The organism is Alcanivorax sp. DSM 26293 (assembly GCF_900107995.1).
Lineage (GTDB): Bacteria > Pseudomonadota > Gammaproteobacteria > Pseudomonadales > Alcanivoracaceae > Alcanivorax.
In genome coordinates this window covers 306,734-333,240 of record NZ_FNUM01000002.1, presented here as the reverse complement: position 1 = coordinate 333,240, position 26,507 = coordinate 306,734, and the positions used below count along the sequence as shown (strand labels likewise).

Here is a 26,507-nt window from a genome sequence, read left to right as displayed (position 1 = left end):
CAGGCTATGAACACCGAATACCGCAAAGCCCTTCCCGGCACCGAGCTGGAGTATTTCGACACCCGTGCGGCCGTCGATGCGATCCAGCCTGGGGCCTACGACAAACTGCCGTACACTTCACGGATTCTCGCCGAACAGCTGGTTCGCCGCTGTGCGCCGGAAGCATTGACCGACTCGCTGAACCAGCTGATCGAGCGTAAACGCGATCTGGATTTCCCCTGGTATCCGGCCCGGGTTGTCTGTCACGACATCCTGGGCCAGACCGCATTGGTGGATCTGGCCGGCTTGCGCGACACCATCGCCGAGCAGGGCGGTGATCCGTCCAAGGTTAACCCGGTGGTACCGACCCAGCTGATCGTCGATCACTCCCTGGCTGTGGAACACCCGGGCTTTGAAGATAATGCCTTCGAGAAAAACCGGGCGGTGGAAGAACGCCGCAACGAAGACCGTTTCCACTTCATCAACTGGACCAAGACCGCCTTTGATAACGTGGACGTGATTCCGCCGGGTAATGGCATCATGCACCAGATCAACCTGGAGAAAATGTCGCCGGTGGTCCAGGTGCGCGATGGCGTTGCCTACCCGGATACCTGTGTCGGTACCGACAGCCATACGCCCATGGTGGATGCGCTCGGCGTAATTTCTGTTGGTGTCGGTGGTCTCGAGGCCGAGAACGTGATGCTGGGCAACCCGTCCATGATGCGTCTGCCTGACATCGTCGGCGTGGAGCTCACCGGCAAACTGCGTCCCGGCATTAACGGTACTGATCTGGTACTGGCGATCACCGAGTTCCTGCGCCGCGAGCGTGTTGTCGGTGCCTACCTGGAATTCTTCGGCGAAGGCGCTGACAGCCTGTCCGTGGGCGATCGTGCTACCATCGCCAACATGACGCCGGAATATGGCGCCACTGCCGGCATGTTCTTCATCGACGATAACACCCTGGAATACCTGAAGCTCACCGGCCGCGAAGACAAGCAGGTGTCGCTGGTGGAAACCTATGCCAAAGCCACCGGCCTGTGGGCAGACAGCCTGAAGACCGCCGAATACGAGCGCGTTCTCAAGTTCGACATGACCAGCGTCGGCCGCAACCTGGCAGGCCCTTCCAACCCTCATGCCTTGCTGCCGGCCTCTGAACTGGCCAATCGTGGCATCTCCGGCAAGTGGGAAGAGAAAGAAGGCGAAATGCCGGATGGCGCGGTGATCATTGCTGCCATCACCAGCTGCACCAACACCAGTAACCCGCGCAACATGATCGCTGCCGGCCTGATTGCCCGCAACGCCAACAAGCTGGGCCTGATCCGCAAGCCCTGGGTGAAATCCTCCCTGGCGCCGGGCTCCAAGACCGTCAAGATGTACCTGGAAGAAGCGGACCTGCTGCCGGAACTGCAGCAGCTGGGCTTTGATGTGGTGGCCTTTGCCTGCACCACCTGTAACGGCATGAGTGGCGCGCTGGATCCCAAAATCCAGAAAGAAGTGATTGATCGCGACCTGTACGCCACCGCGGTACTGTCCGGTAACCGGAACTTCGATGGACGTATTCACCCTTACGCCAAGCAGGCCTTCCTGGCTTCGCCACCGCTGGTGGTGGCCTACGCCATTGCCGGTACCATCCGTTTCGATATCGAGAAGGATGTGCTGGGCCACGACCAGGATGGTAATCCGATCATGCTCAAGGATATCTGGCCGGCTGACGAGGAAATCGATGCCATCGTCAAGGCATCCGTAAAGCCGGATCAGTTCCGTAAAACCTACATCCCCATGTTCGAGAAGAAAGGCGACGGCGCGCGCGCAGCCAGCCCGCTATACGACTGGCGCCCGCAGAGCACCTACATCCGCCGTCCGCCGTACTGGGAAGGCACCATGGCCGAGGCCCGTGCCCTGAAAGGTATGCGTCCGCTGGCGATCCTGCCGGACAATATCACCACTGACCATTTGTCGCCCTCCAACGCCATCCTGCTGGACAGCGCTGCCGGTGCCTACTTGCACAAGATGGGCCTGCCGGAGGAAGACTTTAACTCCTACGCCACGCACCGTGGCGATCACCTGACGGCCCAGCGTGCCACCCTGGCCAACCCGAAGCTGTTCAACGAGATGGTCAAGGACGAGCAGGGCAATGTGATCCAGGGCTCCCTGGCCCGGGTTGAACCGGAAGGCGAAGTGAAGCGCATGTGGGAAGCCATTGAGACCTACATGGACCGCAAACAGCCGCTGATCATTATCGCCGGCGCCGACTACGGCCAGGGTTCATCCCGTGACTGGGCGGCTAAAGGTGTGGCTCTTGCGGGTGTGGAAGCCATCGTTGCCGAAGGCTTCGAACGCATCCACCGTACCAACCTCATCGGCATGGGTGTCATGCCTCTGCAGTTTGAAGAAGGTACTACCCGCAAGACCCTGGGTCTGGCCGGCACAGAGATCTTCGACGTGGAAGGGGAGCGCGCGCCCGGGTCCACCATGACCCTGGTGATCCACCGCCAGAATGGCGATGTGGAACGTGTACCGGTCAAGTGCCGCCTGGATACTGCCGAGGAAGTCTCCGTGTATTCCGCTGGCGGCATCCTGCAGAAGTTCGCCAAGGACTTCATGGCAGAGGCGAGTTAAGTCGTTCTTTAATGTGAGCCAGGCTTCAGCGAAATTGGTTGGAGCCTTGCTCGCAAGGCGAAGAATCTGAAACCCCGATGGCTTCGCTCATCGGGGTTTTTTGAAGGAGAAAACGCATGACTCATGCACCTCAAATAAAAGTCCCGGCCACCTACATGCGTGGGGGCACCAGCAAAGGCGTGTTCTTCAGTCTCACGGATCTGCCGAAGGTGGCCCAGGTCCCGGGCGAGGCCCGTGACAAACTGTTGCTGCGAGTGATCGGCAGCCCGGACCCCTACGGCAAACACACTGACGGCATGGGTGGTGCCACATCCAGCACCAGCAAAACAGTGATTCTGGCCAAGAGCGAGAGCGCCGATCATGACGTGGATTACCTGTTCGGTCAGGTCTCCATCGACAAGCCCTTTATTGACTGGAGCGGCAATTGCGGCAACCTGACCGCGGCGGTAGGGGCTTTTGCCATCAATAATGGACTGGTAGCTGCCGAACTCATTCCTGAAAATGGCATCGCGGTGGTGCGCATCTGGCAGGTGAATATCCGGAAAACCATCATCGCCCACGTACCGATCACCAACGGGGAAGTCCAGGAAACCGGTGACTTCGAGCTGGACGGGGTGACCTTTCCGGCCGCGGAAGTGCAGGTGGACTTCATGGATCCGGCAGACGGCGACGGCGCCATGTTCCCCACGGGCAATGTGGTTGATGAGCTGGAAGTTCCCGGCGTCGGCACCTTTCCGGCGACCATGATCAATGCCGGTATTCCTACGGTTTTCGTGAACGCAGAAGATATCGGCTACACCGGTACCGAGCTGCAAGGGGATATCAACGAAAACAAGGACGCGCTGCAGAGATTCGAGACCATTCGCGCTTACGGTGCCGTGCGCATGGGACTGATCGAGAATATCGAGGAAGCAGAAGCCCGCCAGCACACCCCCAAAATTGCTTTTGTGGCAAAACCGAAGGCGTATACCGCATCCAGTGGCAAGCAAATCGGAGAAGGGGAGGTGGACCTGCTGGTGCGGGCCTTGTCCATGGGCAAGCTGCACCATGCGATGATGGGCACCGCCGCCGTGGCCATCGCCAGTGCCTCGGCGGTGCCGGGCACCCTGGTTAACCTGGCCGCCGGAGGCGGCGAACGTGACAGTGTAACCTTCGGCCACCCCTCCGGCACCCTGCGCGTCGGTGCCGGCGCCCAGCAAGTGAACGGCCAGTGGACTGCCACCAAAGCCAGCATGAGCCGTAGTGCACGTGTGCTGATGGAAGGCTGGGTGCGGGTCCCCGGCGACTGCTTCTGATTCGCTTGGCCGACTTCGCACTGCGAGCAAAGCTCCAACAATAGCCACCCCCGTTGGAGCCTTGCTCGCAAGGCGAATATCCGCTGATTTAGTCTTCTCCAACCCTTGACCCTCTGTCACCCCGGGGCGACCCTGAAGGCCAACCCATCAACGGGGAGGCGTCACCATGCCCAGCAATGTGGATAGTAACGAACGCCCGGACTATGACCCGGAAATTCAGGCCATTGCGGACTATGTGTTGAATTACCGCATTGATTCGCAAGAAGCCTGGAATACGGCGCGTCATTGCCTGATGGACACCCTGGGCTGTGGCCTGCTGGCGTTGCGCTTTCCCGAGTGCACCAAACACCTGGGCCCCCTCGTGGAGGGCACCCTGGTTCCCCATCCTGCCCGCGTACCTGGCACCTCACACCGTCTTGACCCAGTCAAAGCTGCCTGGGACATCGGCTGCATTGTCCGCTGGCTGGACTATAACGACACCTGGCTGGCAGCAGAATGGGGACATCCGTCGGATAACCTGGGAGCTATTCTGGCGCTGGCAGACCATCTATCCCAGAAAAAGATGGCACAGGGCAGGGCGCCGCTGACCATGAAGGACGTGCTTGATGCCATGATCCGAGCCCATGAAATTCAGGGCGTACTGGCACTGGAGAATGCCTTTAACCGGGTAGGGTTGGACCACGTGGTGCTGGTGAAAGTGGCGTCCACGGCCGTGGCAGCAAAAATGATGGGCGCCAATCGCGAACAGCTGCTTTCCGCCATTTCCCATGCCTGGGTTGATGGTCAGTCTCTACGTACCTACCGCCATGCCCCCAATGCGGGTTCACGAAAATCCTGGGCTGCCGGCGATGCCACCAGCCGGGCCGTGCGACTGGCCGATATCGCGCTGAGAGGGGAGATGGGGATCCCCGGTGCGCTGACGGCCAAGCAGTGGGGCTTCTACGACGTACTGTTTTCCAAGACCAACAAGGACCAGCAGATCAAAACCGAGGCAGAGCGCAGATTCCGCTTTCAGCGAGAGTATGGCTCCTATGTCATGGAGAATATTCTCTTCAAACTCAGTTTCCCGGCAGAGTTCCATGCCCAGACGGCCTGTGAAGCGGCGGTAACGCTGCACCCTCAGGTAAAGGATCGTCTCGACGAAATCGACAGGATCGAGCTTACCACCCACGATTCCGCTATTCGTATCATCTCCAAGGAGGGCAAGTTGGCCAATCCGGCGGACAGAGACCACTGTCTGCAATACATGGTCGCCGTACCCCTCATATTCGGTGAACTGACTGCCGAACACTATGAGGATGATTTCCATGCTAGCCACCCCAGGATCGACAGCCTGCGCGACAAAATGATCGTCCGGGAAGACAAACAGTACTCGTCCGATTATCACGACCCTGATAAGCGGTCCATCGCCAATGCCATCCAGATAGTTTTCAAGGATGGTTCCCGCACGGACAAGGTGGCGGTGGAATATCCCATTGGACACCGCCGTCGCAGGGAGGAGGGGATCCCTGTACTGGAAAGCAAATTCCGTCGTAACCTGCTTACCAGCTTCCCCTTGGCGCGATCAGAGAAAATCCTGGAACGCTGCCAGGACCGTGATGGGCTTGAAGCCATGCCGGTCAATGACTTCATGGATATGCTGGCTTTGTAAGAGCTCGGCAGAAAAGTCGGAGCATTTCGTCAGCACGACGCAACCCCCGAATTTCCTGTTGGGGCCATGCTTGCATGGCGAACCGCCCAACCCCGCACCTCATCAGCACAGTTAATGATGCTCTTGCTGCGATTCAGCATCCACAATCTCCCCCAAAGTGTGCATATTTGTAACAGGCGGAGTGAATTCCTGGCGCACGAATATTCATATACTGAGTAAACCTGGTGTATATAGGCTTCAACTTGTTGAAATTCATTAAATTTTAAATCTGACATAGTGTAGTGTTTCTGTTAACACATGTTGTGGCGCGTTAACAGCATGTGTAACCTTGTGGCATAAGTAACCAGTCCTGCCCAAAGACCCTTCACGGCCAGACTGATAACAACAAGACAGAGGTCACAGTGCGGCGCAACAACTCCCTTTCCCACATGCTGCTGGGAGCGGCCCTCACCCTCGGCGCTTCCCAGGCAATGGCTCTTAAAGAGCTGGATGATTCTTCGCTCTCTGAAGTTCAGGGGGCGGGTTTCGCCTTTGCGCTAGATAATTTCAGCATGCGCTTTGCACCCACCAGCTTTATCGAACTGACCGGCGCGTCGGTAAACGGCGTCGGCTGGCAGCGCGGTGATGCCCGCTACTATGGCCTTTCCATGACAAACGGTTCTCAGGCCGGTGGCACGGACTGGTACGCCACGCTGAATGGTGGTGGCGGTGGTTGTGGTGGAAACAGCCTCTATGGCAACAGCTTCCTGGCTTGTCCGTTAGGTAATGGAAATAACCCTTCCCTTGGGCAAACTGGCAATGAATATGGCATTGGTGCCATGGCATCAGTCTATGACCCCTATGTATTGCGTGTCTTCGATTATGAGGGCTATGACTATCAGGGGAATTATCTGGATGGCACTGGTGGCACAGAAAAGCCAACCATTCTCGAGCTTATTGGCCCCAGTCAAACAGAGGATTGGCGTTGGAGCTTCTGGGGTGAGCTGGAGGTGGACCGGCTCAATAATGATGCTGCTATTGGCGCGTGTAACAAGAGTGATCCCGCTTGCTCTGGTGGTGCGGATTTTCTGCAAAGCCAGACGATAATTCATGGCAAGCCAGTAACCAAAGATGGTAAGCCGGCCATTTTGCGGCTAATGCAGACGGAAAATACTGCTGACAAGACCTTGGGTATTACCTACCAGAGTGCAATTTCCGGTGATTTTCGCTTTTCCGTTCGTCAAAAAGATACAGATGTATTAGCAGATACGCTTCACAACGTGCCGGATTTTGATGACAACGAAGGTGTGTACTTCAAAAATGTGGATGCGTTTCTGCCGCTGGGAACTCTGCATTATCAGACAATTACCCTCGATGCGCTCAGAGATGGCTCCGGCAATGCTGCAGGTGATTTTGTTATTGAGTTGACTCGAATTCCCAATACCTCAGTAATATACGAAGATTTTTATTGCGATGGCGCGTGCAATATCGTTGGCGGGGAAATCCAGAACCCCAACGAAGGCACCCGAGGCTATGTTCGTTGGGGGGATTTCTCCGGCGTTAATATTGGCACCGGGGTAGGGCTGCCGGGACCGAATGATACGGATAATGGTATTTACTTCGTTAGCCCGCCCACCGGCGGATCAGCCCCTAGCCCTAGCGATGTTACCAATATTGGTATTTCCCGAATCGAAGGCATGCGAATTCATCACATGAAAATCACTACATTGGGGGCCAATTAATCATGAGATATTCATTTGCAGCCTCCATGTTGCCCTCCCGGGTAACGGCCCGCCCGACCGTGAAATCCCTCCATGCTTTCGCTACCCTAATTGTAGGAGCATGCTTGAACGCGAATCCAGTCTTGGCACTCGAAGCCTTGGACGACGAAGAAATGGATGCGGTCACCGGCCAAGCGGGCATCCTGTTGAGCTTTCAGTACTACTTCAACAGTAATCAGGCAGATAACCCAGGAACCCCGGATTTTAACGAAGCGGGTGCGCGGCTGACCGGTGCTACGGGCTGTGCTACTCCTAATGGTGGTGCCAGCTTGGGAAACATGAACTGTCGTTTTGCTATGCAGTTAAAAAATCGCGAATCAGAATGGCTGGTCTTTAAAAATGGCCATGCTTCTATCGATCTTCGCCGTTTGTCACTGGACGCCTCTGAGTTAGGAGACTCTTATGGTTCTGGTGCCGCGTTCAATAGCTTCTTTAATGCAGAAAAATTTCAAGAGGTAGACGGCACGTGCCTTCTTCCTAGCGGCGATTGCTCTAGTGGCGCCTCATCCGGCCTAGCGAACATGGCTGGCCTAAGGCTCAGTTATCCGGAAGCGAGTAATGATGGTCAGGAGTTCAATGATGTTCGCTTTGGTCTTTACTTTGAGGGATTGGCAGTGGAACCAAATTCATCGCCTCTAATACAGGATGGCTGGAGTAGGAACATTAACGGTTCCTTTATGGGGTTAAATATTGCCGACAACAATGGCTACCAGGCGGGGATCGCCTTTGGTGGTGACTTTTATCTGTACGGATTTTAGGCGCGAGCGGTCGGCTACCGTCGGGTGAGTTTATGTGTGCAGAAATGAAAAATAATAAATGGATAGAGCGCAGTTTTATCGCAGCACTACTTTTGTGGTCGCTGAACAGCTATGCCCTGGAAGCGCTTTCCGAACAGGAAATGGGTGCAATCCAAGGTCGTGACGGAGTAACAATCGGACTGGAAGTCCCGCAAAACGATGCCATTACGGCTGAACAGATTCGCTGGGAACTGGACAATGGGGAAGTAGACGCTAACAGCGATTCGATCCAGAATCACATCATTATCGGTGGCACAGCCATTGATGCTAGCCAATTTGCCATAAAACCGATTGACCTCGATGGCAGCGAAGCCAGCCAGGCGTTGGACTTTGCCTTGGCCATTGATGCTTATACCAATGATCAGGGCCGACCAGGACTTGGCCTGGATGCCACCTGGAATCGTATGCGAGTGCAGGCCGATAGCCTGTCAGTGACAGATGAGTCCCGCTCATTTGGTGCCGTGGCGCTGGATTCCGGTGGGCGCTTTGCCGTCTTCGGCGATGGTGGCTTTGCCAATATCAGCACAAACCAGGCACGGGTTATCGTGAATGTCGGTGATATCGATAATAGTGATCCTGATCCAAATACATGGACCATGGCCAACCCGGGTCGGATGTTTTACCGAATGGGGCCGGCAGGAAGTACTGAAATACAATTGGATAATTTGGGCTTTCTGTTTGATATGCATCAGGGCACGGTGGGTGTCGATGCCGACGGTTTAGTGGTAAGAAGTGCGCTAGGTTCACGTACTGACTTGAATCTCACCTTCGATATTTTCGCCAATGTGGCCAATACGGCCTCTACGGCTTTCCAACTCAATGAACAATCCATTCCCATGCTGCTGTTCGGTTGGCGCGGCGGGATTGAGGATTTTGACTTGCACTTGCTCCCGCAAGGCACATGGTTGCCTGATGATGGTACTTTCACTCAGGGGCTTACGGCCTCGCTCGGTTTGAACCTTGCAGACAATTTCCAGTTTGTCCTAGGCGAGGCGAAATATGAAGATACTGGTGACCAGAAACAATCTTATCTGGAATTTACCCAGCCAATCAGCATGCCCACTACGCTTGGGCAGACCCGTAAAGATGTCGAGTTTGGTTATCTGACATTGGATACTGTCTCAGCCGGGCACCAAAGTATTGGCGGTATCTGCTTCGGGGGTGGCAACACTTATGGGAGTACACCTTCCGGTTGTACCACATCAACAGGAGGTGTTTTGCCAACGGAGCTTTTGGAGATTGCTCCCTCTGACACGGGGCTTGCCATTATAAACCGAGAGTGGGGCCTTCATGCTTACTCTTCCAGGGTTGTCTATCGCGATGGTGTCTCTGCAGCGAATAACATCGATGAAGGTTGGGCGCTAATCTATACCTTGGGTGATATCAGCACAAATTGGTATCTCTATCCACAGTCAGGTGATGGCTCAACTCTTGGCTCTCCCGGCTTCAGCATGGATGTGGTCACCGCTATCCAGACAGAGGGTGGTGCTGATGCCAATGGGAGGCCGGATCGTTCGCGCTGGGAAAATGGCACCCATCTTATGATCGGTGATACTGATTTTCAAACCAGTTATCACGACCCGCTGAATCCAACAGCAGATGGATTGGCTATTGGTCTGATGGGTGCGGATCTTCTGTTTGCCGCCAATGACATGGGGGTTGGCTTGTCTCTTGCAGACGGCCTCAATCTTTCTTCTAATGAAGTTCGCTTACAACTACGCGGTATGTTTGGAGGGGGGGATGTGCCTCGGATGGAATCCCCTGTTTACGGTAGTTACATCGATATTAATCTAGAGTTGGACGATTTTCTCTTCAAAATTTTCCCGTCTTCGAATGGTGATGCAATTAATTTTGGTGGCTTCCTTAGTCTTGCCAAATTGAATGACATCCCTGGCAGTGAAATCACTGGCAGTGCGGATGGCACATATATTTCTTTTGCTGAACCCAATCTCAATAAATTGGATGTGGATGTACGTTTGGCTGATATTGTCGGAGATATTGAAATTCCTACAAACGCGATTCTAGCCGGTGGCGGTGGGAAAATTGATTTATTGACAGCAACGGAAGAGGCGGACGGCAAACCAAAGTTGCGGATCGCGACCAATATGAATATTGGTGCCTTGGCGAGTAAGCCAGGCGGTGGCGCTGGAGACCCACTTGAGATTAGAAGAATCGAATTTGGTGGTAAAGATCTAGGATCTATGATTGTACCTGCTGGGAAAATTTATACCTCACTTACACTGGAGCAGCAATAATTTCACTAATGAAAGCTGGGGTGCGGAGTTACGGATGTCAACAATGAAAATAACAGCACGTATTGTATTTGGAAAGACAATGTCGGCAGCTTTCTCAGGGATGCTTTTTCTGCTGAGTCTTTCTTATTCGTTGTCTGTATCAGCAATGATTGAGATGGGTGATGAGCAGCTTTCTAAAGTGACGGGCCAGGCTCTGTTGCAGATGAACAAGGTTGTAGGCGACGACCTTGATAATGGCACCCAAGGGGTGACTTTTTATACAGCAGGCTTGGACGCCTTGCTGGACCTGAACCTGAATATTGAAAAGCTTCAGTTGGGTTGTGGGGGTGTAAATGGTGTGGGCTGTGACCTTGATATTGATAATTTTTCATTGGGTTGCATTACAAACAGCTCAGGAAATTGCATAACACTATCCCCAGCTCCTGGTACTAATCAAAAGGTTGGAGCAGTTAATGAAGGGCCTCAAGCTGGCATGGAAGACTTTTCCATTGAGCGGCCTTTTTTCCAATTTGCAATCAAAAATGATGACACCAAAACACTAAGAGAAGTTGTGGGAATACGTTTGGGTGGAGAGAATGTGTCAGGTCCGCTCAGTTTCGGTAGTTTGAACTCTTTTAGCGGCTACTTGAATGGCGAGGCAGACGTTTTTCTGCGAGGGGAAACGGATGTTGCAGCAACATGCACCAGTCCGGATACTTGCCCTAATGCGGGTGGTCGAACACGTTACTCCGATGCGAGCGCTTTTCTCGGTCTTAATGATGGCAATGTTCTTAATCTTGGAATCTACAGAATATTTTATCGAAATCTGACTATCGATTATGGCGGTCAATCACGAGAAAACATTGCTGCGGAGGTTTTTGGAAATCGAGTAACTCAGGTTCCAATTGAGGGCTTGGCTCTTGCCGATTTGGTTGATGATATTGTTGATGATGTTTCGATTAATCGGATCTGTGCACTAAGAATTTCTGGGAGTTGTTCTTTCATCATTGGTGATGGCCTTGCTAACGCGTTGTTGCCCCTTTTGAAGGGTGGGGTTGGTGATTATATTAAAGGGCAATTGGCTAATGGGTTGAATATTACTCCTGGCGAACTTAATGATTATGTCCTTCCATACAACTTGAAAAATATTCATCAGCTTGATGTCGCAACTGAGTTATTTGGGTTGTCCTTCCAGAAAGAGTCTATACGCTATCCTGGTTATAAAAGAGCAATGGCTGCAGGTTGGTCGATGTATGCGCCAGATGCTTTTAATCTTGTTATCGACGATAAGGTATCCAATTTTGTTCAGGGCATTGCTGGCAGTAGTAATGCGCGTGACGGGAATATTGTTGGTTTGCCTGCGCCATATCGCAATTGTTGGGGCAGTGCCCGTTTTTGCTAACGGAATTTGCCCTGAGGCTTGACTCAGAGGCATATGCTTCTCTTGCTAAGCAAATGAGGAAACTTCAGCCATTTCCTGCCCCCCCCCCCCGATTCGCGAATCATTGAGGGCAATTACAATCAGGAAAATCTCTTTCGATGTTGAATAGTGTGAGCGTCTTGTAATCTCGTGCTTTGAAAGGAATGCTCACCAATGGAAACTTTTCTGTCAGCGTCAGGGTACCTCTACGGGCTAGCTTGAATGAGAAATGTGGCTGACTGGAATGGTGCCAGGATCCAGGTTTACTGCAACCGACGCTTCAATCCCTTCATTGCCAGCACCCGCGTGCTGATTTCCTCGATCGACAACTCCGTGGCATCCAGGTACGGGATGTTGTGCTTGTTGTACATGGCTTCCAGGGCTCTTAACTCCATATCGCACTGACGGAGGGAGGCATATTTGCTGCCGGCTTTGCGTTCGCTGCGGATAGCGCTGAGGCGGTCAGCGTTGATGGTCAGGCCGAAGAGTTTGTGTTTGTGCTCCATGAGCGGCTTGGGTAGACGAAGGTCGTCAAAGTCGTCTTCGGTGAGCGGGTAGTTGGCGGTGAAAAGACCGAACTGCAAAGCCAGGTAGAGGCAGGTCGGCGTTTTGCCCGAGCGGGACACGCCAATGAGGATGACGTCTGCCTGGTCGTAATGACGGGTGCGGGCACCATCGTCGTTGTCCAGGGCGAAATGCACGGCGTTGATACGGATTCGGTAAGACTCCGCATCGCGGATGGCGTGACTTTGATTGATCTTGTGGCTTGAGCGCACCCCCAGCTCGTCTTCCAGGGGGTTGAGAAACGCCCCGAACAGATCCAGTACCAGGCCGTCACAGCCGTGGAGCAGAGTTCGGTGGTCACTGTTGACCAGGGTAGAGAACACCACGGGCTTTTGGCCATCTTCACGAGACGCCTGGTTGATCCGTGCCACGGCTTCACGGGTCTGCTCATCCGACTGCACGAAGGGCAGGGTGATCTGCACGAACTCGATATCGCCGAACTGGCTGAGCATGCTGTGGCCGAGGGTTTCAGCGGTGATGCCGGTGCCGTCAGAGAGATAAAACGCCGTTCTTTTCATGGGGGTCAGCCGTTTTCTGTGCCGCAGGAGCGGCGCTTGAGCCGCGTATTGACTTGCAAAAAGGCGTTGCCAGTCGTTCGCAGCTCAGGCGCCGCTCCTGTGGGGGTTCGTAAGTCATTGTTTTCAATGATGACAGTCTAGAGCTCGCCGTTGTCCGGGGCCAGTGCTATCTGCGAACTATTGGCCGGCAAATTCGGGAAATACCGCCTGGGGCGTTGTCCCTGCCTTCACATCCTTCTAAACTGCGCCGCACAGGCTGGCCCACTGGTTAAATACCCTTTCATTTTCAATGGGATAGACAGGCCAGGCAAGTCGCAGCTCGCTACTGATGCAGGGATTGACCAAAGTCGTACCCAAATTACGACGAGGGGCGGGCAAACTGTGCGGGTTTTGAGTAGAATGTCGGCTCGATTAGCGCCGGCTCAGGCCAGTAATCAACGGTAATACGTAAAAAGGAGACGACCTTGGCGGAATATGTAGTCTGGTTTCAGGACCTGGGGAAAAATGACGTTGAACGCGTAGGCGGCAAAAATGCATCCCTCGGTGAGATGATCAGCAATCTGTCGGCAGCGGGTGTCTCCGTTCCGGGCGGTTTTGCCACCACCGCTGAAGCCTTTCGCGAGTTCCTCGAGCACAACAATCTGACACAGAAGATCAATGACGCCTTGAGCGCCCTGGATGTGGATGATGTGGTCGCCTTGGCCAAGACCGGTGAGCAGATCCGCCAGTGGGTAGTGGATGCACCTTTCCAGCCTGCTCTGGATAGCGCTATCCGCGACGCCTATGCACAGATTGGTGAAGGCAATGCGGATCTGCCGGTAGCGGTTCGTTCTTCCGCTACCGCAGAGGACTTGCCGGATGCGTCCTTCGCCGGCCAGCAGGAAACCTTCCTGAATATTCGCGGCATCGACAGTGTGATGATTGCCGTCAAAGAAGTGTTTGCCTCCCTGTTCAATGATCGCGCCATCAGCTATCGCGTGCACCAGGGTTTTGACCACAAACTGGTGGCCCTGTCTGCCGGCGTGCAGCGCATGGTCCGCTCAGAAACCGGCGCCGCCGGGGTTATGTTCTCCATGGACACTGAATCCGGTTTCCGTGATGTGGTCTTTATCACTGCCTCCTACGGTCTGGGTGAAATGGTTGTGCAGGGCGCGGTTAACCCTGACGAATTCTACGTTCACAAAAAGACTCTCCTGAACAAGAAGCCTGCCATTCTTCGCCGTAACCTGGGCAGCAAGATGCAGAAAATGGTTTACGGTGCTGAAGCCTCTGCGGGCAAGTCCGTCAAGATTGTGGAAGTCGATACGGCAGAGCGCATGACGTTCTGTCTGAACGACGAGCAAATCGAGAACCTGTCCCGTCAGGCCATCGAGATCGAAAAGCACTACGGCATGCCCATGGATATTGAATGGGCGCTGGATGGTGACGACGGCAAGCTGTACATCGTGCAGGCCCGTCCGGAAACCGTGAAGAGCCGCTCCGATGTGAATGTGATGGAGCGCTACCTGCTCAAACAGACCGGCAAGGTATTGGTGGAAGGCCGCTCCATTGGCCAGCGTATTGGTGCCGGTAAAGTGCGCATCGTTACCAATATCAAGGAAATGGACAAGGTCCAGCCCGGCGACGTGTTGGTCACCGACATGACAGACCCGGATTGGGAACCGGTCATGAAGCGTGCAGCAGCGATTGTCACCAACCGTGGTGGGCGCACCTGCCACGCGGCGATCATTGCCCGCGAACTGGGTGTTCCCGCCATTGTTGGCTGTGGCGACGCCACCGAAGTCCTCAGCGACGGTCAGGAAGTTACGGCCTCCTGTGCGGAAGGCGATACCGGCAAGATTTACGAGGGGCAGCTGGAATTCGATATTCAGCGCAACTCCATTGAATCCATGCCCAAACTGCCATTCAAGATCATGATGAATGTGGGCAACCCGGACCGTGCCTTTGACTTTGCCGGTTTGCCGAACCAGGGCGTCGGTCTGGCCCGTCTGGAATTTATCATCAACCGCATGATCGGTGTGCACCCGAAAGCGCTGCTGAACTACGATACCTTGCCCAAGGATGTGAAGCAGAATGTGGACAAGCGCACCTCCGGTTACGGTGATCCGGTGGATTTCTACGTGGAAAAGCTGGTCGAGGGGATTTCCACCCTGGCCGCGGCTTTCCATCCGGAGAAGGTGATTGTTCGTCTGTCCGACTTCAAGTCCAACGAGTACGCCAACCTGATCGGCGGCAAGCTCTACGAGCCGGAAGAAGAGAACCCCATGTTGGGCTTCCGGGGTGCCAGCCGTTACATCAGCGAAAACTTCCGGGATTGCTTCGAGCTTGAGTGCCGCGCCCTGAAGAAAGTGCGTGACGTCATGGGCTTCACCAATGTGGAAATCATGGTGCCCTTCGTCCGGACTGTTGGCGAAGCCGAGCAAGCGGTTGACCTGCTGGCCAAGAACGGACTGAAGCGTGGTGAAAACGGTCTGCGCGTGATCATGATGTGCGAGCTGCCCACCAACGCGCTGCTGGCCGATGAGTTCCTGCAGCACTTTGATGGCTTCTCAATCGGTTCCAACGATCTGACCCAGTTGACGCTGGGCCTGGACCGGGATTCCGGTATCGTCAGCCATCTGTTTGACGAGCGCGATCCGGCGGTCAAGAAGTTGCTGAAGATGGCTATCGATGCCTGTAACGCCCAGGGCAAGTACATCGGCATCTGTGGCCAGGGGCCATCTGATCATCCTGATCTTGCCAAGTGGCTGATGGAGCAGGGCATCTCTTCCGTGTCCCTGAACCCGGATTCCGTCCTGGATACCTGGTTCTACCTGGCGGAGAAGCATGGCAACTGATTAGCCTGCTTGATCCATCTGGTGCCTCACGGCAAAGTAAAAAGCCCGCTATTGCGGGCTTTTTACGTTAGTGGCAATGTTGGCGACAAGGTGCTTTGCAGCCGCTCATGCCTTTTGAAAGTGACAGCCTGATTGGAGCCTGATTCGGCGATGGGTTGAGGTGGCGTTGAGGCCGCCAGTCAAGGTCGCCGGGTGTATCGAATCGGAGAGAAGGGAAGCCATGTTTCATCGCCTGATCAGGACGCTGGATTTATATGATGGCTTGAGATTGCCCGTAAAAGTCGGTCGGCTTGAGCTTTTGCTGGTCCATGAAGAGGGCGAAACCCGGTTAATGCAGCGTCGCTGTCCCCATGCAGACTTTGCTCTGGATCGCTGCACCATCAGTCATGGGGAGCTTCGCTGCCCAGGGCATGGATTGACCTTTTCCCTGCGGAGTGGCCGCTGTCTCAATGGCAACTACCAGCTGCAGCAATACCGAATTGACTACGACGGCCCCTGGCTGGGTGTGGATTTGTCTCCCTAACCACTGGCTTCAACACAGAAAATCGGGCTGACTGAACAGGACGACTCTCTCTTCTTTTGACGGCGCGGCACGTGCCAGAAGGGCCAGGCATCTTATTGAGGGATGGGGGAGGCGTAGACCACTTTCTCGTCACCCAGGCCTGCGACAAAGTGGCTGCTGTAACGATGGCGCAGTTGTTTGACCTTACGCACATAGGCCTGGGTCTCCTTGAAGGGAGGGATGCCACCGTAGCGGCGCACATTCCCTTCGCCGGCGTTATAGGCCGCCAGGATATGATCCAGGGTAGAGAACTTGCCTTTCAGGTAGGCCAGAAAGCGGGTGCCGCCAAGAATGTTTTCACGGGCATCAAACGGGTTGCTGACTTTCAGATAGGCCGCCGTTTCGGGCATTAACTGCATCAGACCCTGAGCGCCCACACGGGAGATGGCCTTCGGGTTAAACAGGGATTCCGCATGGATCACGGCTTTCACCAGCGCCGGATCGACCCGGTGCTGGCTGGCTGCGAAAGTGATCAGGGTATCGTAACGGTCACGCTCTGCATCGCTTAGCGCACGGGGCTGATAATTCCATCCCTTGCGGATGGACAGCAGGGTATGGCCACTGCCAACCCGGTCTTGGGGCTGGTCTGTGAACAGAATGGTGCCATCGGCGGCGCGATACTTGTAAATATCGCTTGCCGCAGCACTTGAAAAACTGATCATGCCGCTCAATAGCAGAGCCAGCAGCCCGGTCAGTCGCATTGTGTCCCGTTCCCCATTGAATGCGCGCTGTTTGAGGCGCGTTATTGTTTTCGTGAAATGCCTTACCAGTCTACATCCAGACTATATAGCAACAGATTAGCATTTCTGATGGACGTTACCCCCATGGTACCGCTACGCCCGTTGATGTTGACCCCTGTTCGATAAAGGGTCATTTTCACGTGCTGAGCGTCGCGACTAGTCCAGCTCAATCATACTATCGCTGCGGTCATTGCCCAAGTGACCTGGCACACATTCCGGTTTGTCCCTGCTATTGCCGTTGGCTATGAGCGGTATCAGCGGGGACGCCTTGTGAATCTTCCCGCGCTGCGCACAATAGGGTCAAACTTGAAGGAGTCAGCAGTGACAAAAGAATTCGATCTGGTGGTAATCGGGGCCGGTTCCGGCGGTGTTCGAGCGGCCCGTATGGCGGCAAGTCACGGTGCGCGGGTTGCCATCATTGAAGAGCGGTTTTTTGGCGGTACCTGCGTGAATGTGGGTTGTGTCCCCAAGAAGCTGTTTTCCTACGGGGCGCATTTTCCTCAGGAATTTGCCTTGGCAGAGGATTTCGGTTTTACGATCAAGGGCTGGTCCTTTGATTGGGCAACCCTGAGAGATAACAAAAGCCGGGAAATCCAGCGTTTGAATGGCATTTACCAGCGAATTCTTGACCAGGCCGGGGTGACCGTTTTTGAGGGACATGGCACGGTGCTGGGCCAGGGCCGCGTCGCGGTGGATGACCAGGAACTGAAAGCGGCGAATATCCTCGTCGCCACCGGCGGCAAGCCTTATGTGCCGGAGTTCCCGGGCTCAGAATTGGCCCGAATCTCTGACGACCTTTTCTACCTGGAGGCGCTGCCTGACAAGGTGGCAGTGGTAGGAGGAGGCTATATCGCTACCGAATTCGCTGGCATCTTGCACGGCCTGGGCTGCCAGGTAACCCAGATTTATCGCGGGGACCTTTTCCTGCGCGGATTTGACGGCGATATCCGGCAGTTTGTGGCAGAGCAAATGCGCGGGCAGGGCGTGGACCTGAAGTTCAATGCCGACGTGAGCCGTCTTGACGTCGTGGGCAGCGGCAAACAGGTCACCTACCAGGATGGCAGCCAGCAAACCTTCGATGAAGTGTTTTACGCCACCGGCCGTGTACCGAAGCTGGATGGCCTGTTTGTAGACGGCGCTGTTCCGGCATTGACGGATAAAGGGGCGATCCAGGTCGATGCCGGGTTTGCCACGTCCATTCCCGGGCTATATGCCCTGGGGGATGTGATTGACCGTGTGCAGCTGACACCTGTGGCACTATCTGAAGGGATGTGGCTGGCTGCAAAATTGTTCGGAGAGAACAAGCCGTCATCGCCCATGGATTACCGCCATATTGCTACCGCCGTGTTCAGCCACCCCAACATTGGCACCGTCGGCCTCACCGAGGAAGAGGCGTTGCGGCAGACTCCTGCCGTCCGGGTTTACAAAAGCGGTTTCCGCCCCATGCGCTATACCTTGGGTGACAAACAGGAGCGCAGCTTTATCAAGCTGATCGTGGACGATGAAAGCGACAAGGTGCTCGGGTTGCATATGGCCGGGGAGGACGCGGCGGAAATCACTCAGGGATTTGCCGTGGCCATCAAGATGGGGGCCACCAAGGCCGATTTTGACGCCACGGTGGGCATACACCCCACGGCGGCGGAAGAGCTGGTCACCCTGCGTCAGGGAGAAAGAATCACCGCCTGACGATCAACCTATCGTTTCCCGAGACGTAGGCGCGTCGCTGGCGGCGCGCCTGCGGTCCGGGTGTCAGATTCTCTCCAGTGTTACGGGTAACCCATCCCCGGGAACCGGCAGGCTGGTGGTATCCACTGGCATTTCGTAATTCTGTGGCACACTCCAGCGGTAATTGAGCAGCACCTGGTGAAGAATGGCCTTCACCTGCATCTCCGCAAAGTGCAGACCGATACATTTGTGGGCGCCGCCCCCAAACGGTACCCAGGCATAGGGATGCACCTTGTCTTCACGGCGAGCATCGCTGAATCGCTCAGGATCAAACTTTTCCGGTTCGGGCCAGTATTCCTCCATGTAGTGCGTGAAGTAGGGCACCACGTTAATGAAGCTGCCGCGGGGGATAAAGAACCCCTCGTACTCCACATCCTTCACTGTCTTGCGAGGCAGGGAAGGTACCGGAGCACAGAGTCGAAGCGCCTCTTTCATGGCCATGCCGATGCCCTCCAGCCGGGGCAGATCCTCGTAGTCCAGACAGGTTTTGCCGAGGGCCTGGCTTTCTTCGCGCAGACGTTCCTGCCATTGCGGATTCTTGGCCAGATAGTAGAAGAGGGTGGAAAGCGTGATGGTGGAGGTGTCGTGTGCCGCCATCATCAGAAAGATCATGTGGTTGACCACGTCGTCATCGCTGAACTGCTCACCGTCTTCGGTTTCGGCGTGACACAGAACACTGAACAGATCGGAATCCCGGCTTTGGCGTTTTGCGGCAATTTCCTTGCGGAAAAAGGCTTCCAGAACCTTTCGGCCTTTCAGCCCTTTCGACCAGCGCAAACCAGGCACACTGGTGCGCACGATCGCCGTGCCGGCGCGAACGGTATCCACAAAGGCGCGATTGATGTCGTCAGCCTCCGGGCCCAGCTCATAGCCCATGAACACATCCGTGGCCAGGTCCAGAGTGAGTTGTTTTACCGCATTGAGCACGTGGAAATCGGGGATCGATTTCCAGGGGGTGATCCCGGTGGTGATGTGCGGACCCATTCTCTCCAGGTAGCCTTTCAGCACCTCCCGGTTGAAGGCTTGCTGCATGATCTTCCGGTGCCAGCGATGTTCCTCGAAATCCAGCAGCATGATGCCGCGATGAAAAAACCGGCCGATAAAGTAATCCCAGCCCTGATGATTCGAGAACAGATCGCCGCGGTTGAGCATAACGAACTGATTGGCATCAGGACCAAGCAATTGCACCATTTTCAGACCGAAAACGCTGGTCCAGGACACGGGGCCGTATTGGTCATACCGCTTGCGCATCAAGCCGATGGGGTCGCGCATGAAGGAGAGGGTGTGGCCAATGAGCGGCAGCCCCTTGTCACCGGGTACGGCCCGAAGCGGGCTTTGGGTGGGCACGGGGCAAAACGGTTGCGACATGGGGCTTTCCTCATAAACAGTGCGTTTACTATTAGCCCGATAGCGCTTGAAGCTCAACACCACTAAACAGATTTCGTGTTGGCATTTCCTTGCCGGCATTTAATTGTCACTGGCGCGGGTTTGAGCCTGTGGTGTGGTGTTTTTTTGATCGGCCGGACTCGGGCAGCCCAAGGGGTGCGGCCGTGGGCAATCACTAAAGGGTTATGCACCCGGTTATCCACAGAAACTGTGGATAGAAAAAGAGGGCCCATGGACACTGGGAGAGCCAGTACGGCCTGTGTATGATTCGGCAACAAACCAAAATTCCTGCAGATGCCTGCCTGGTTCGCGTTGAATCGTCTTGCCGGTCAAAGGGGCCTGTCGCCTGATTCGAATCGAATCCGGGCCAGGGCGCCAATGCCCGAACGCGCAAGCCCCGGTGGAACGGGTTCTGCAGTTGATCTGCAAGTCTGCTGTATTAAGGAGAACAAGGAATGCGTCGTGTGGTCTTTAACCAGAAAGGGGGCGTGGGGAAATCCAGCATCACGGTAAACCTGGCTGCCATCAGTGCTGCCGAAGGCAATCGCACCCTGGTGGTGGATCTGGATCCGCAGTGTAATGCCAGCCAATACCTGCTGGGGATGCCTGCGTACAGCAATGGGGAAGGCCCCAAACCCAATATCGGTACTTTCTTTGCCCAGACGCTGTCGTTTCGGTTGAAAGAGAAGGACGCTCGCGAGTACGTGCATGCCACTCCTTTCGAGAACCTGTTTGTCTTGCCGTCGGATGGGGAGCTGGGCGAAATCGAGCATATGCTCGAATCCAAGCACAAGATCTATAAGCTCCGGGGCCTGCTGAAAAGCCTGGCAAAGGATTTTGACGCGATCTTTGTGGATACTCCGCCGGCCTATAACTTTTATACCCTCTCCGCCTTGATTGCGGCGGACCGGGTGCTGATTCCCTTCGATTGTGATGCCTTCTCCCGCAAAGCACTGTACACACTGCTGGAAAATATTCAGGAAGCCCGTGAAGACCATAACGACGAGCTTCAGGTGGAAGGAATTGTGGTCAATCAGTTCCAGCCCCGCGCCCGATTGCCGCAGGAGCTGGTGGCATCCCTGGAGGAAGAGGGCCTGCCCATGTTGAGCAGCAAGCTCTCTGCCAGCGTGGTCATGCGGGAATCCCATGAACAGGCCACACCGCTGGTGAATTTGCAGCCCAAGCACAAGCTGACCGAGGAATACCGCGCACTGTTCCACGAGCTCAATGGCCGCTAATCCATTTCGTCGCCAGGCCACCCGCCGCGCCGAGCGCATATTGCGTTCGGCCACTGCCAGTCGCTGGTTGGCCAGGGCGGTGTTCAGCCGCTCTGATCAGTTGCAGCAACGGCTGGGCGAGGCCGCAGGGCAGCTTAAACTCCTGGCCGCGATGCTGCTTGATTGGGCCTCAGGACGCTATCGGCAGGTACCCTGGGCAACCCTGCTGACTATCACCGGGGCGTTGGTGTACTTTCTGATGCCTCTGGACGCCATTCCTGACCCGATTATCGGCCTGGGCTTGCTGGATGATATGGGGGTGCTTGCCAAATCCTGGCAATTTGCCCGACAGGACATTGAAAACTATCGAGAGTGGCGTGATACAAAGGGGGATATCCGTGCCGATGAGAAGCAGGACTGACGACAGCGACGCCATCTTCAAGCCGGGTTTTAATGGCCGCGGCAACCTGGTTTACGAACCCTTGTCAGTGCTTAGCCTCAGCCAACGGCTGGGACGGCTGCGGTATGCCTGTTACCAATTTGCCGCATGGTTCACCGGGTTTTTGCTGATTGCCCTTGCCATGCTGCTTTCCGTGGAGCTTGTCCCTGACCTTGTCGGTATTGGTGTCACGCTGATAGTGGGGCTGCTGTTATTGCTCTACACGGTGGGGCTGATGGTGCGCCGGCTTCATGATATGGATATGAGCGGCTGGTGGGCTCTGCTGTCCCTGGTCCCTGTGCTGAATCTGCCCTTTCATCTATTCCTATACCTGGGTAATGGCAGCAGCTCCATGAACCGTTACGGCACGCCCAACCCGCTACCGAGCGGTATTGTTATGCTGTTCGGCGGACTGTTCTGGTTTATTAATGTGCTTTCGATTATAGCTACCATCGCCTTCATGGTAATTGCGTGGCTGGCTCCGGAATGGTTGCTGCCCTACCTGTCACAAATACCGGATAGTTGGCCGGCTGCGGGTCGCAATTGGATGGAGGTATTTTGATATCAATGTCAGGTTCCTCTCTCTTACGAATTTTGTGATAGTGTTTACTATAATTTCGTCATTGCTTGCCCGGGGCAGGCTTGATCAGAGCAAAAACAAACAACACACAACAACAATTAGCGATCTGGAAAAGGGAGTAGTTATGGGCAAGCGTCTGCTGGGGAGCCTTTTGGCCATCGCCTTGCTGCCAGTGCAGGGGATGGCAGCCATCACCAATGCCGATCTTGAAGAACTCGAATTATCACTGTGGAAAGTGCGCACAAACTTTCATATGCTGACAGTGATGACAGGCAGTGACATCTACGCCTCAGAACTGAACAAGACGATCTCACAGGCCAGTCAGGCGCTTTCCGCTTTGAAAGCCAGTGCGGAAGGCAGTGAAGAGCGTCAGTTTGTCATGGATCTGGAAAAGGACTGGGCTCTCTACATGGACGCTGCCAAGGGCAATACCATGGCAGAGCAAGGCTACACCAATGCCTACGTCATCAAGGACGTGAATGAGCTTCCCGCTATCATGGCGGAAAAAATGGATACCTTCGGGAATGCCTCAGATGGACAGTACGATGAGATTCGTGAGCTCTCCGCCTATTTGCAGCGGATGACATCGGAATACCTGAATGTGGCAGCAGATCCGGCCGGCGGTATGGCTTCAGGTTCCGATGAGGGGCGGCTGGATTTCAAAAATGCCGTACCGGAATTCGAGAAGATGCTCAAAGCGGCCCAGGCCCAGTATGCCGGCGATGAAGCCATGACCCGGGCACTGGATCAGGTAGCGGTAAAATGGAAATTCATTCGTCAGTCCATGGTGAAGTTCTATGAAAATGCGGTGCCGTTTCTTATCTACCGCTATACCCGGCAGATGGTAGATACCATGGAGCAGGCGATCAGCCTGGCTTCAACGGATATGGCCAAGCCCACCTTTGGGCCCGTTGAATAGTCACAACGGCCATTATTCAGATACATTGTGCCCCCGCTAACGGCGGGGGTTTTTCATGGGGTTGAAAAGAGGATATCGGGGTGAAAAAACAAGGACTGTGTGTGTTTGCGGGTGCACTGATGTTGGCTGTTTCCGGCGCACAAGCGGCACTGTCTGCAACGGAGCTTGCAATGCTCGAAGCGGATGCCTGGCGTGCCAGGATGGGATTTCATCTGCTCTCGATCCGTGGTGACAACCCGGAAGATCGTGCGGCCCTGCGCCAATTGCTGGAAGCCGGCGAGGGCCGTGTGGCTGAATTGAAATCCCAGGCTGAGGGTGACGAGGTGTCTCAGGTTAACGCCTTTGGCCAGGCCTGGAACGATCTTTCCCGCCGGGCCATGGATAACCCGCTGGCGTCTCTCGGCTATGCCGATTACGGTGCCATGAGCGAGATGAATACCACGACGCTGGCGGTGGCCGAATTGGCAGAACAGGCGCAAAGTGCCCCTGACGCCCAGTATCTTGATATTGCGGATTTGTCGGTATCCATGCAGCGGCTGGCCAGTGAGTATCTGGCATTGGCTGCCTTCCCGTCAGCGGGGCTGCCCACCGGTACCGGGTTGGCGCCGCTGGACTTTGCCCTTGAAGCAAAAAGTATCGATGACACGCTGAGCCGCCTCAAGAGCCGCTATGCCAGCGATCCGCAAGCGAAGGAGGTTCTGGCTTTTGTCGAGCAGCGCTGGGTTTTCGTTCGGGGCACCATTCCGCGAATGAACGAGCAGGATACCAACAAGGTGCCGTACCTGTTTTACCGATATGCCACCCAGATAGCAGAGCGGGTGGATGAGTTGGTCGCGCCCTGAAGCCTCGCGCCGTTGTTTGGCAAGGGACTATTGAGACAGGCACTCCCTTTTACAGCGCGCCCGTCTCGCTGCTGAAGAGATCCAACATCAATCAGAACGGGTGGCCAGCCAGTCTGCACTGATGCGCCAGGCATGGCTCGGCGCCTTGGAACCGGAGAACACCCCGGCGTGACCGCCGGGGACTTCCTCGAATCGCTTCTCCTGGCTACCGACTAGCCGCAAGACCTCCCTGGCCGCGCGCAGGCTGACGATATTGTCAGTGGTTCCGGCAAACGCCAGCAGATCCTGGTGAATGCCCGAGAAATCTACGCTTCGCTCTCCAACGCGGATTCTCCCCTTGGCCAGGCTGTTGGCCAGAATCATCTTCTCGATCACTTCCCGCACCACCGCGCCCGGGTAATCCACCATATCGTTGAACCACTGGCCCATGGTCATGTACTCGGTAACGTATTCCCGGTCGGCGAGATTCTTTACCAGATCCAGGTAAGCCTGAACCACCCCGGGAGGGTTGGTCATCTTGAATCCGAATCTGAGCAATCCCGCCGGGATATGGAACAGCTTGTCGTCCAGCGGGGAGAGACGCACCTTGAACCAGTCGTGGGCTTGCATGGCCGGAATCGAGGCCAGGCCAAGGGCCTTGCCAAAAGGGCCGCTCTTGTGGAAATTCACCGGGCTGGCAATCGTGATCAGGCTCCGCACCGGCGCATCCGGGTGCCCGCCCAGATACATCAGGCAAAGCAGGCCTCCCATGCAGTACCCCAGCAGATTGACCTGTTCCTGACCGGAGTGGACTTTCACCGTGTCCACCGCCGCCGGCAACCAGCGGTTCACATAGGTATCCAGATCCAGGCTTCGCTCCGCCTGAGACGGCTTGCCCCAGTCCACCAGGTAGACGTCATAGCCTCGGGCCATCAGATAGCGGACCATGGAGCGGTTCGGCATCAGATCGTAGGTCCAGCACTGGATGCCCAGTGCCGGTACCAGAATCAACGGGGTGCGGTATTTGTTGCGCTCTACCGGCATCATTTCGTCGTTGACCGGGATTTCGCTCATGGGCGGCAGGCTATAATGGCGAACGGCCATGATGCCGTCCCGGTAGATTTCATCCCAGGGGCACTTGTCGATCTGAATAAACCGTTGCGGATGCCGTCGACGCTCGACGATATGTCCAACGGCACGCAGACTGGTCTTCAAACGGGATGACGTCGCCATGGATGGCCTCCGACAATGAGGGGGCTGGGGATACTATCGGGAAAGCAACGCATTACCATGGTGAAAAAGTAACACTTTGCAGATTAATGTCGACTCGCTAATCTAGCGCGCCCGACGCACAGGAGGCATTGGCCGTCGTGACAACTTCATCGCAATCCTTTACTCGTCTGGATGTCTGTAACCGCTTTCTGGAGTCGGTCAGGCACTCTGTTGTACTGGGGCTGGAAGTGCTCAGCGCCGAAGAACACGCAGTCCGGGTAAGGGTGCCCTGGCGGGAAGACCTGGTGGGCAACCCGGAAACCGGTGTCATGCATGGTGGCGCCATCTTCGCCATGATGGACCATGCTGGCGGTATGGCAGTGACCTGTCGCACCTTTCCCACGTTCGAAATCACCCCCACCATCGACTTTCGCGTCGACCACCTTCGTGGACCGGCCAAGGGCGCTGCGGTGGTTTGCGAAGCCACCTGTTACCGGCTCACCAACCATGTGGCCTTTGTCCGCATCACCACCTGGGAGGAGGGCACCGAGGACGAGCCCATCGCAACCGGTCTGGCAACCTACACCCGGTTGAAAATTGAAACTGCTGGCAAGGTGGTGGGGCAATGAAAGCACTGAAAACCCTGATTGAAGAATGCCGAGCCGGCGAAGCGGACTACCAGAGCCTGATTGACCGGGTGCCCTATGCCCGCTTTCTGGGTATCCAGGTGGTGGCACAAGGGGACGAGCTGACCTTTGTATTGCCCAAGCATGACAATGTGGTGGGCAATCCGACTCTGCCAGCTTTGCATGGCGGGGCCGTGGCAGGCTTCATGGAGCAGGCAGCGATTATCTTTATCCTGTTGCAAATGGGGGAACCACGGGTCCCCAAGACCATCGATTTCACCATCGATTACCTGCGCGCCGGGCTTTTCCGTGACACCTATGCGGAATGCAGCGTCACCCGACTGGGGCGACGGATCGCCAATGTGCATATCAGCGCCTGGCAAAAAAACCGCCAGGAGCCGATCACCATTGCCCGGGCACATTTCCTGCTGTCCGATGATGCGGGCTGATCCTGACGGATCGAGGCCTGCTTCTTTATCCAAGAAACCGCGCCCTAAGGTCGGGCGCGGCGCTTGGCTCCGTAATCAACACGACTCGCCTGTCCGTTATTCATGTTCGGGTACCGGATGCATCCCCACACTGCTTGCCCCCGTTAGTCTTCCCCGG

General features: G+C 55.4%; 21 protein-coding genes. 17 read left to right on the top strand and 4 right to left on the bottom strand.

All coding sequences use genetic code 11. The features are described from left to right. Positions 1-6 precede the first annotated feature (6 nt). The 7 genes from acnD (at position 7) to C4S63_RS05020 (ending at position 11,737) form a co-directional block, all read left to right on the top strand. Positions 7-2,598, top strand: coding sequence for a Fe/S-dependent 2-methylisocitrate dehydratase AcnD (gene acnD, locus C4S63_RS05050; RefSeq protein WP_062816066.1), 2,592 nt, complete (start codon positions 7-9; stop codon positions 2,596-2,598). 116 nt (positions 2,599-2,714) lie between these two features. Further along, on the top strand, positions 2,715-3,893 hold the full coding sequence (prpF, locus tag C4S63_RS05045) for a 2-methylaconitate cis-trans isomerase PrpF (protein WP_103916898.1): 1,179 nt from the start codon (positions 2,715-2,717) through the stop codon (positions 3,891-3,893). Positions 3,894-4,059: 166 nt separating this feature from the next. Further along, complete coding sequence (locus C4S63_RS05040; RefSeq protein ID WP_103916897.1) at positions 4,060-5,544, top strand: bifunctional 2-methylcitrate dehydratase/aconitate hydratase; 1,485 nt, start codon at positions 4,060-4,062, stop codon at positions 5,542-5,544. Positions 5,545-5,945: 401 nt separating this feature from the next. Further along, positions 5,946-7,265 carry a hypothetical protein gene (locus C4S63_RS05035; RefSeq protein ID WP_146063353.1) on the top strand — a complete coding sequence of 440 codons (1,320 nt, stop codon included), beginning with the start codon at positions 5,946-5,948 and terminating at the stop codon, positions 7,263-7,265. A 104-nt stretch (positions 7,266-7,369) separates the two neighbouring features. Continuing rightward, complete coding sequence (locus C4S63_RS05030; protein WP_146063352.1) at positions 7,370-8,062, top strand: hypothetical protein; 693 nt, start codon at positions 7,370-7,372, stop codon at positions 8,060-8,062. A 44-nt stretch (positions 8,063-8,106) separates the two neighbouring features. Continuing rightward, positions 8,107-10,356, top strand: coding sequence for a DUF6160 family protein (locus tag C4S63_RS05025; protein ID WP_234999938.1), 2,250 nt, complete (start codon positions 8,107-8,109; stop codon positions 10,354-10,356). Positions 10,357-10,390: 34 nt separating this feature from the next. Then, on the top strand, positions 10,391-11,737 hold the full coding sequence (locus C4S63_RS05020) for a hypothetical protein (protein WP_200819505.1): 1,347 nt from the start codon (positions 10,391-10,393) through the stop codon (positions 11,735-11,737). Positions 11,738-12,018: 281 nt separating this feature from the next. On the opposite strand, the gene C4S63_RS05015 is transcribed toward C4S63_RS05020, so the two are convergent. After that, a complete protein-coding gene (locus tag C4S63_RS05015; RefSeq protein WP_062816059.1) occupies positions 12,019-12,837 on the bottom strand; it encodes a pyruvate, water dikinase regulatory protein in 819 nt (272 codons plus the stop codon). A gap of 464 nt (positions 12,838-13,301) precedes the next feature. Here C4S63_RS05015 and ppsA point away from each other — a divergent pair, with 464 nt between their 5' ends. Further along, a complete protein-coding gene (ppsA, locus tag C4S63_RS05010; protein ID WP_062816058.1) occupies positions 13,302-15,674 on the top strand; it encodes a phosphoenolpyruvate synthase in 2,373 nt (790 codons plus the stop codon). A gap of 220 nt (positions 15,675-15,894) precedes the next feature. Next, positions 15,895-16,197 (top strand): Rieske 2Fe-2S domain-containing protein, encoded by a 303-nt coding sequence (locus C4S63_RS05005; protein ID WP_063509914.1) that lies wholly within the window; start codon positions 15,895-15,897, stop codon positions 16,195-16,197. Positions 16,198-16,289: 92 nt separating this feature from the next. Here C4S63_RS05005 and C4S63_RS05000 read toward each other — a convergent pair whose 3' ends face one another. Next, positions 16,290-16,937 (bottom strand): lytic transglycosylase domain-containing protein, encoded by a 648-nt coding sequence (locus C4S63_RS05000; protein WP_062816056.1) that lies wholly within the window; start codon positions 16,935-16,937, stop codon positions 16,290-16,292. A gap of 360 nt (positions 16,938-17,297) precedes the next feature. Here C4S63_RS05000 and gorA point away from each other — a divergent pair, with 360 nt between their 5' ends. Beyond that, on the top strand, positions 17,298-18,662 hold the full coding sequence (gene gorA, locus C4S63_RS04995; RefSeq protein ID WP_103916893.1) for a glutathione-disulfide reductase: 1,365 nt from the start codon (positions 17,298-17,300) through the stop codon (positions 18,660-18,662). A gap of 63 nt (positions 18,663-18,725) precedes the next feature. On the opposite strand, the gene C4S63_RS04990 is transcribed toward gorA, so the two are convergent. Next, positions 18,726-20,069, bottom strand: a complete 1,344-nt coding sequence (locus C4S63_RS04990; RefSeq protein WP_103916892.1) for a cytochrome P450 — start codon at positions 20,067-20,069, stop codon at positions 18,726-18,728. Positions 20,070-20,542: 473 nt separating this feature from the next. Between C4S63_RS04990 and C4S63_RS04985 the strand changes: the two genes are divergently transcribed. The 5 genes from C4S63_RS04985 to C4S63_RS04965 all read left to right on the top strand — a co-directional run bounded on the left by C4S63_RS04985 (position 20,543) and on the right by C4S63_RS04965 (position 24,084). Next, positions 20,543-21,325 carry a ParA family protein gene (locus C4S63_RS04985; RefSeq protein ID WP_062816053.1) on the top strand — a complete coding sequence of 261 codons (783 nt, stop codon included), beginning with the start codon at positions 20,543-20,545 and terminating at the stop codon, positions 21,323-21,325. Next, a complete protein-coding gene (locus C4S63_RS04980) occupies positions 21,315-21,725 on the top strand; it encodes a YkvA family protein (protein ID WP_103916891.1) in 411 nt (136 codons plus the stop codon). Before C4S63_RS04985 ends, C4S63_RS04980 begins: the two co-directional genes overlap by 11 nt. Then, complete coding sequence (locus C4S63_RS04975; protein ID WP_103916890.1) at positions 21,709-22,305, top strand: DUF805 domain-containing protein; 597 nt, start codon at positions 21,709-21,711, stop codon at positions 22,303-22,305. The genes C4S63_RS04980 and C4S63_RS04975 overlap by 17 nt, the downstream gene beginning before the upstream one ends. Before the next feature lie 142 nt (positions 22,306-22,447). Next, positions 22,448-23,242: a hypothetical protein gene (locus C4S63_RS04970; RefSeq protein ID WP_103916889.1), complete on the top strand. Its 795-nt coding sequence runs from the start codon at positions 22,448-22,450 to the stop codon at positions 23,240-23,242. Between the two features lie 80 nt (positions 23,243-23,322). Continuing rightward, positions 23,323-24,084 (top strand): hypothetical protein, encoded by a 762-nt coding sequence (locus C4S63_RS04965; protein WP_234999937.1) that lies wholly within the window; start codon positions 23,323-23,325, stop codon positions 24,082-24,084. Positions 24,085-24,171: 87 nt separating this feature from the next. Here the strand turns inward: C4S63_RS04965 and C4S63_RS04960 are convergent, their stop codons facing one another. After that, positions 24,172-25,296: an alpha/beta fold hydrolase gene (locus C4S63_RS04960; RefSeq protein WP_103916888.1), complete on the bottom strand. Its 1,125-nt coding sequence runs from the start codon at positions 25,294-25,296 to the stop codon at positions 24,172-24,174. A 137-nt stretch (positions 25,297-25,433) separates the two neighbouring features. Here C4S63_RS04960 and C4S63_RS04955 point away from each other — a divergent pair, with 137 nt between their 5' ends. Further along, positions 25,434-25,904, top strand: coding sequence for a PaaI family thioesterase (locus tag C4S63_RS04955; RefSeq protein ID WP_234999936.1), 471 nt, complete (start codon positions 25,434-25,436; stop codon positions 25,902-25,904). Further along, positions 25,901-26,350, top strand: a complete 450-nt coding sequence (locus C4S63_RS04950) for a PaaI family thioesterase (protein ID WP_035244352.1) — start codon at positions 25,901-25,903, stop codon at positions 26,348-26,350. Before C4S63_RS04955 ends, C4S63_RS04950 begins: the two co-directional genes overlap by 4 nt. Positions 26,351-26,507: the final 157 nt, after the last annotated feature.

Excerpts from the sequence above, each read along its gene's own strand:
- acnD (WP_062816066.1), top strand. The coding sequence starts at position 7 with ATGAACACCGAATACCGCAAAGCCCTTCCCGGCACCGAGCTGGAGTAT.
- prpF (WP_103916898.1), top strand. The coding sequence starts at position 2,715 with ATGACTCATGCACCTCAAATAAAAGTCCCGGCCACCTACATGCGTGGG.
- C4S63_RS05040 (WP_103916897.1), top strand. The coding sequence starts at position 4,060 with ATGCCCAGCAATGTGGATAGTAACGAACGCCCGGACTATGACCCGGAA.
- C4S63_RS05025 (WP_234999938.1), top strand. The coding sequence starts at position 8,107 with ATGAAAAATAATAAATGGATAGAGCGCAGTTTTATCGCAGCACTACTT.
- C4S63_RS05020 (WP_200819505.1), top strand. The coding sequence starts at position 10,391 with ATGTCAACAATGAAAATAACAGCACGTATTGTATTTGGAAAGACAATG.
- C4S63_RS05015 (WP_062816059.1), bottom strand. The coding sequence starts at position 12,837 with ATGAAAAGAACGGCGTTTTATCTCTCTGACGGCACCGGCATCACCGCT.
- C4S63_RS05005 (WP_063509914.1), top strand. The coding sequence starts at position 15,895 with ATGTTTCATCGCCTGATCAGGACGCTGGATTTATATGATGGCTTGAGA.
- C4S63_RS05000 (WP_062816056.1), bottom strand. The coding sequence starts at position 16,937 with ATGCGACTGACCGGGCTGCTGGCTCTGCTATTGAGCGGCATGATCAGT.
- C4S63_RS04990 (WP_103916892.1), bottom strand. The coding sequence starts at position 20,069 with ATGTCGCAACCGTTTTGCCCCGTGCCCACCCAAAGCCCGCTTCGGGCC.
- C4S63_RS04985 (WP_062816053.1), top strand. The coding sequence starts at position 20,543 with ATGCGTCGTGTGGTCTTTAACCAGAAAGGGGGCGTGGGGAAATCCAGC.
- C4S63_RS04980 (WP_103916891.1), top strand. The coding sequence starts at position 21,315 with ATGGCCGCTAATCCATTTCGTCGCCAGGCCACCCGCCGCGCCGAGCGC.
- C4S63_RS04975 (WP_103916890.1), top strand. The coding sequence starts at position 21,709 with ATGAGAAGCAGGACTGACGACAGCGACGCCATCTTCAAGCCGGGTTTT.
- C4S63_RS04970 (WP_103916889.1), top strand. The coding sequence starts at position 22,448 with ATGGGCAAGCGTCTGCTGGGGAGCCTTTTGGCCATCGCCTTGCTGCCA.
- C4S63_RS04960 (WP_103916888.1), bottom strand. The coding sequence starts at position 25,296 with ATGGCGACGTCATCCCGTTTGAAGACCAGTCTGCGTGCCGTTGGACAT.
- C4S63_RS04950 (WP_035244352.1), top strand. The coding sequence starts at position 25,901 with ATGAAAGCACTGAAAACCCTGATTGAAGAATGCCGAGCCGGCGAAGCG.